Below are 4,579 nucleotides of genomic sequence, written 5' to 3'. Positions count from 1 at the left end.
AGCCCGGCGGCAAGGGCCCGGCGAACGTCGCGGGCCTCGACCACTACGAGCGGCTGGTGGACGAGCTGGCGGCGTACGGGATCACGCCCGTGCTCACGCTGTACCACTGGGACCTGCCGCAGGAGCTGGAGGACTCCGGCGGGTGGGGCGTGCGCGACACCGCCCTCCGGTTCGCCGAGTACGCGGCGCTCGTCGGCGAGCGGCTGGGCGACCGGGTGCCGGTGTGGACCACGCTGAACGAGCCGTGGTGTGCCGCCTTCCTCGGGTACGCGGCCGGGGTGCACGCGCCGGGCCGGACCGACCCGACCTTGTCGCTGCGCGCGGCGCACCACCTGCTCCTGGCGCACGGGCTCGGCACCGACGCGCTGCGGGCCACGCTGCCGGCGGGCGCGCAGGTGTCGATCACGCTGAACCTGTCCGCGGTGCTGCCGGGCGCGACCTCGCCGGAGGCGACCGCGGCGGTGCGGCGGATCGACGGGCTGGCCAACCGGCTGTTCCTCGACCCGCTGTTCCGCGGCAGCTACCCCGCCGACGTGCTGCGCGACACCGCGATGCTGACCGACTGGTCCTTCGTGTCCGACGAGGACCTCGCGGCGATCTCCGCGCCGATCGACCTGCTGGGCGTCAACTACTACACGCCGACGCTCGTGGACGCGGGTGCCCGCGCGACCGGTCCGTCGCCGTGGCCGGGGTGCGCGGACGTCCGGTTCGTCGAGCAGCCGGGTCCGGCCACCGCCATGGGGTGGGCGATCGACGCGCAGGGCCTGCGCGCGGTCGTGCACCGGGTGCACGAGGAGTACGCGCCCGTCCCCTTGATGATCACCGAGAACGGCGCCGCGTTCGACGACGAGCCGGCCGCCGACGGCGTCGTCGCCGACCACGAGCGCATCTCCTACCTGCGCGACCACCTGGCCGTCGTGCACGAGGCCATCGAGTCCGGGGTCGACCTTCGTGGATACTTCGTGTGGTCGCTGCTGGACAACTTCGAGTGGGCCCACGGCTACGCGAAGCGGTTCGGCATCGTCCACGTGGACTATGAAACCCAGGTGCGTACCTGGAAGGACAGCGCGCACTGGTACCGGCAGGTGATGAGGACGAACGGCATCGACGCATGAGCGACGCATCGGTCCGGCGCAAGCCGACGCTGGACACGGTGGCCGCGGAGGCGGGGGTCTCCCGGGCGACGGTGTCGCGCGTGATCAACGGCTCGCCGCGGGTGTCGCCGGAGGTCAAGGACGCGGTCGAGTCGGCGGTCGGGCGCCTGGGCTACGTGCCGAACCGGGCCGCGCGCTCGCTCGCGATGCGGCGGACGGACTCGGTGGCGCTGGTGATGCGCGAGCCGGACGCGACGGTGCTGTCCGACCCGTACCTGGGCAACATCATCATCGCGACCTCGCAGGCGCTGATCGGCACCGGCGTGCAGCTCGTGCTGGTGAACGCGCAGAACAACGCCGAACACGCACAGCTGGCCGACTACGTCCGAAGTGGACACGTGGACGGCGTCCTGCTCGCGTCGATGCACGACGAGGACCCGCTCCCCCGGATCCTGCTGGAGGCCGGGATACCCACCGTTGTCGGCGGCCGCCCGCAGCGCCACCTGCCCGGGTTGTCGTACGTGGACGTCGACAACGTGGGCGGCGCGCAGCTGGCGGCGGAGCGGCTGCTGCACGTGGGCCGCCGCCGGATCGCGACGATCGCCGGCCCGCAGGACATGACGGCGGGCTACGACCGCCTGGCGGGCTACGAGCGCGCGCTGTCCGCGGCGGGCCGCAAGCCCGACCGCGTGGCGTACGGCGACTTCACCCGCGAGTCGGGCGAGGCGGCCATGGCCGGCCTGCTGGACCGCCACCCCGACATCGACGGCGTCTTCGCGGCGAACGACCTGATGGCGATCGGCGCCCTGCGCGTGCTGCGCGCGGCCGGCCGCGTCGTCCCGGCGGACGTGTCGGTGGTCGGCTACGACGACATCGAGATGGCCAAGCACACCGAGCCGCCGCTGACGACCATCCACCAGCCGGTGGTGGACCAGGCCCGCACGATGACGGAGCTCCTGCTGACCCAGATCGGCGGCGACCCCGTGGGCGACCCGGTGGTGCTGCCGACAGAGTTGGTGGAACGCGAGTCCGCCTGACCCGGCTACCGGTGGTAACGTCCTTTTGCTGGTCAGCCCCTGACCGGTGACGCGAACAGTCCGCGGCCCACCACAACGGCCGCGGCAGGTGGTAGCGAAGTCCGGTGTGAACCCGGCGCTGTCCCGCAACTGTGGAGGCGCGCGAAGCGTGCCCGAGCCAGGTCGCCTACCACTCCCCGCGTCGACGCCAACCGCCCCGGGTTCTGGGATGCGGCGTCGCGACCCGCGGTCGCCCGCCTGCCCGCCCGGGCCGACGACCGAGGTGGTCCATGTCCGAAACCATCCGCAGGCGCGCGCGACGTCTCGCGGCCGTCACCCTCGCCGCCGTCCTCGTGACGGCCGGCTGCGCCGAGCGCGCCGACGAGAGCAGCGCGCCGAAGGAAACGGCGAAGCAGTTCCCGGTCACCGTCACCCCGCCGACCGGCGACCCGGTGACGATCGACAAGGAACCCGAGCGCATCGTCTCGCTGTCGGCCAGCAACACCGAGACGCTGTTCGCCGTCGGCGCCGGCAAGCAGGTCGTCGCGGTGGACGACCAGTCCAACTACCCGCCCGAGGTGCCCAGGACCAAGCTCTCCGGGCTCACGCCCAACGTCGAGGCGATCGCGGCCTACGACCCGGACCTCGTGGTCCTCTCCGACGACGCCGACGACATCGTCGCGCAGCTCAAGCAGCTCAAGCGCCAGGTGCTGCTCGTCCCCGCGGCCGCGACGCTCGACGACGTCTACGCCGGCATCGAGCTCATCGGGAAGGCCACCGGACACGCCGACGAGGGCAAGGATCTCGCCGACCGGACGAAGTCCGGGATGGAGAAGCTCGCCGCGGACGCGCCCAAGCTTAAGAAGCCGCTGACCTACTACCACGAGCTGGACACGACGCTCTACAGCGCGACCTCGAAGACGTTCATCGGCCAGGTCTACGGCATGTTCGGGCTGGCCAACATCGCCGACCCGGCCGACAAGGACTCCGGCGGCTACCCGCAGCTGTCCAACGAGGCCATCCTCAAGGCGAACCCGAACCTGATCTTCCTGGCCGACACCAAGTGCTGCCAGCAGAACGCCGAGGCTGTCGCGAAGCGTCCCGGCTGGGCCAACCTCGAGGCGGTCAAGGACGGCAACGTCGTCGCGCTCGACGACGACCTCGCCTCGCGCTGGGGTCCCCGGGTGGTCGACCTCGCCCAGGACGTCGCCGACGCCGTGGACAAGGCGAGCAAGGGCTGATGGTCACGACGACGAGCCGCGACACCGGCCGGCCGCGCGTCGCGCCGACCCGGCTGCGGCCGGCGGTGCTGGTCGTGTCGGTGCTCGCGCTCGTCGTCGTCATCGCGGTCTCGACGCTGCTCGGCGCGGCCAACCTCGGCTGGACGCGGGTCGTGGCCGAGGTCTGGGCGCAGCTGACCGGCGGCCGCTCGCCGCTCTCGCCGACCGAGGCGGCGATCGTCTGGGAGATCCGGCTGCCGCGGGTGATCCTCGCGGGCCTCGTCGGCGCGGCGCTCGCGATGGCGGGCGCCGCGTTCCAGGGCGTGTTCCGCAACCCGCTCGCCGACCCATACCTGCTCGGCGCGGCCGCCGGCGCCGGGATGGCGGCGACGATCGTGGTCGTCGCGGCGCCCTCGGTCACCGGGTGGATCATCGGGCCGCTGCCACTCGCCGCGTTCGCCGGGGCGATCGGTGGCGTGACGCTGACGTGGGTGCTCGGCCGCTCGGCGGGCGGTGGGACCGCGGTGCTGCTGCTCGCCGGTGTCGCGGTCGCGTCGTTCCTCACCGCGATCCAGACGTTCGTCCAGCAGCTCAACACGGACACGATCAAGCAGGTCTACAGCTGGATGCTCGGCGGGCTGAACACGACGGGCTGGCGCGAGGTGCTGCTGACGCTGCCGTACATCGGGCTCGCCGGCGTGGTGCTGTGCATGTGCGGGCGGCTGCTGGACGTGCTCGCGGTCGGCGACGACGAGGCCACGTCGCTCGGCATCCACCCCGGCCGGGTGCGGATCGTCGTGCTGCTCGCCGCGTCGCTCGCCACCGCGGCGGCGGTCGCGGTGAGCGGGCTGATCGGGTTCGTCGGCATCGTGGTGCCGCACATCGTCCGGCTGCTCGCGGGCGCGAGCTACCGGGTGGTGGTGCCGCTGTCGCTGGTCGGCGGCGCGACGTTCCTGATCATCACCGACCACATCGCGCGCACCGCCTTCGCGCCGGCCGAGCTGCCGATCGGCGTGATCACGGCGTTCACCGGCGCGCCGTTCTTCGTGCTCGTGCTGTGGCGCAACCGCGGGCAGATCCGGTGACCGCGCTGGCGCTGCGCGGGGTGCGGGCCCGCTACGGCACGAAGGTCGTCGCGTCCGATGTGGACGTCGAGGTGCCGGCCGGCAGCTGGCTCGGGATCATCGGGCCGAACGGGGCCGGCAAGTCCTCGCTGCTGAAAGCGATCGTCGGCGTGGTCGACCACGAC

General features: G+C 72.5%; 5 protein-coding genes and 1 riboswitch. All 5 genes read left to right on the top strand.

Features of this window, described 5'->3' with window-relative positions; all coding sequences use genetic code 11:
- Nucleotides 1-1,115 (top strand): glycoside hydrolase family 1 protein (locus VH969_RS27550; RefSeq protein ID WP_331979399.1); only part of this gene is annotated, 1,115 nt, incomplete at its 5' end.
- Complete coding sequence (locus tag VH969_RS27545) at nt 1,112-2,131, top strand: LacI family DNA-binding transcriptional regulator (protein WP_331979397.1); 1,020 nt, start codon at nt 1,112-1,114, stop codon at nt 2,129-2,131. The genes VH969_RS27550 and VH969_RS27545, both read left to right, overlap by 4 nt.
- 72 nt (nt 2,132-2,203) lie before the next feature.
- Nucleotides 2,204-2,319: riboswitch (cobalamin riboswitch) on the top strand.
- An 81-nt stretch (nt 2,320-2,400) separates the two neighbouring features.
- Nucleotides 2,401-3,351 carry an ABC transporter substrate-binding protein gene (locus VH969_RS27540; RefSeq protein WP_331979395.1) on the top strand — a complete coding sequence of 317 codons (951 nt, stop codon included), beginning with the start codon at nt 2,401-2,403 and terminating at the stop codon, nt 3,349-3,351.
- Entirely contained in the window at nt 3,351-4,415 is a 1,065-nt protein-coding gene (locus VH969_RS27535) for a FecCD family ABC transporter permease (RefSeq protein WP_331979393.1), read from the top strand. Before VH969_RS27540 ends, VH969_RS27535 begins: the two co-directional genes overlap by 1 nt.
- Nucleotides 4,388-4,579, top strand: a 192-nt coding sequence (locus VH969_RS27530) for an ATP-binding cassette domain-containing protein (RefSeq protein WP_331979391.1), incomplete at its 3' end; no start/stop codon positions are given. The genes VH969_RS27535 and VH969_RS27530, both read left to right, overlap by 28 nt.

This window comes from Actinophytocola sp. (genome assembly GCF_036555685.1).
Taxonomy (GTDB): Bacteria; Actinomycetota; Actinomycetes; order Mycobacteriales; family Pseudonocardiaceae; genus Actinophytocola.
The sequence above is the reverse complement of the archived record's forward strand: the minus strand, read 5'-3'. Positions and strand labels throughout refer to the sequence as shown.

Bases quoted from the DNA above. Each gene is read 5' to 3' on its own strand.
- VH969_RS27545 (WP_331979397.1), top strand. From the start codon at position 1,112: ATGAGCGACGCATCGGTCCGGCGCAAGCCGACGCTGGACACGGTGGCC.
- VH969_RS27540 (WP_331979395.1), top strand. From the start codon at position 2,401: ATGTCCGAAACCATCCGCAGGCGCGCGCGACGTCTCGCGGCCGTCACC.
- VH969_RS27535 (WP_331979393.1), top strand. From the start codon at position 3,351: ATGGTCACGACGACGAGCCGCGACACCGGCCGGCCGCGCGTCGCGCCG.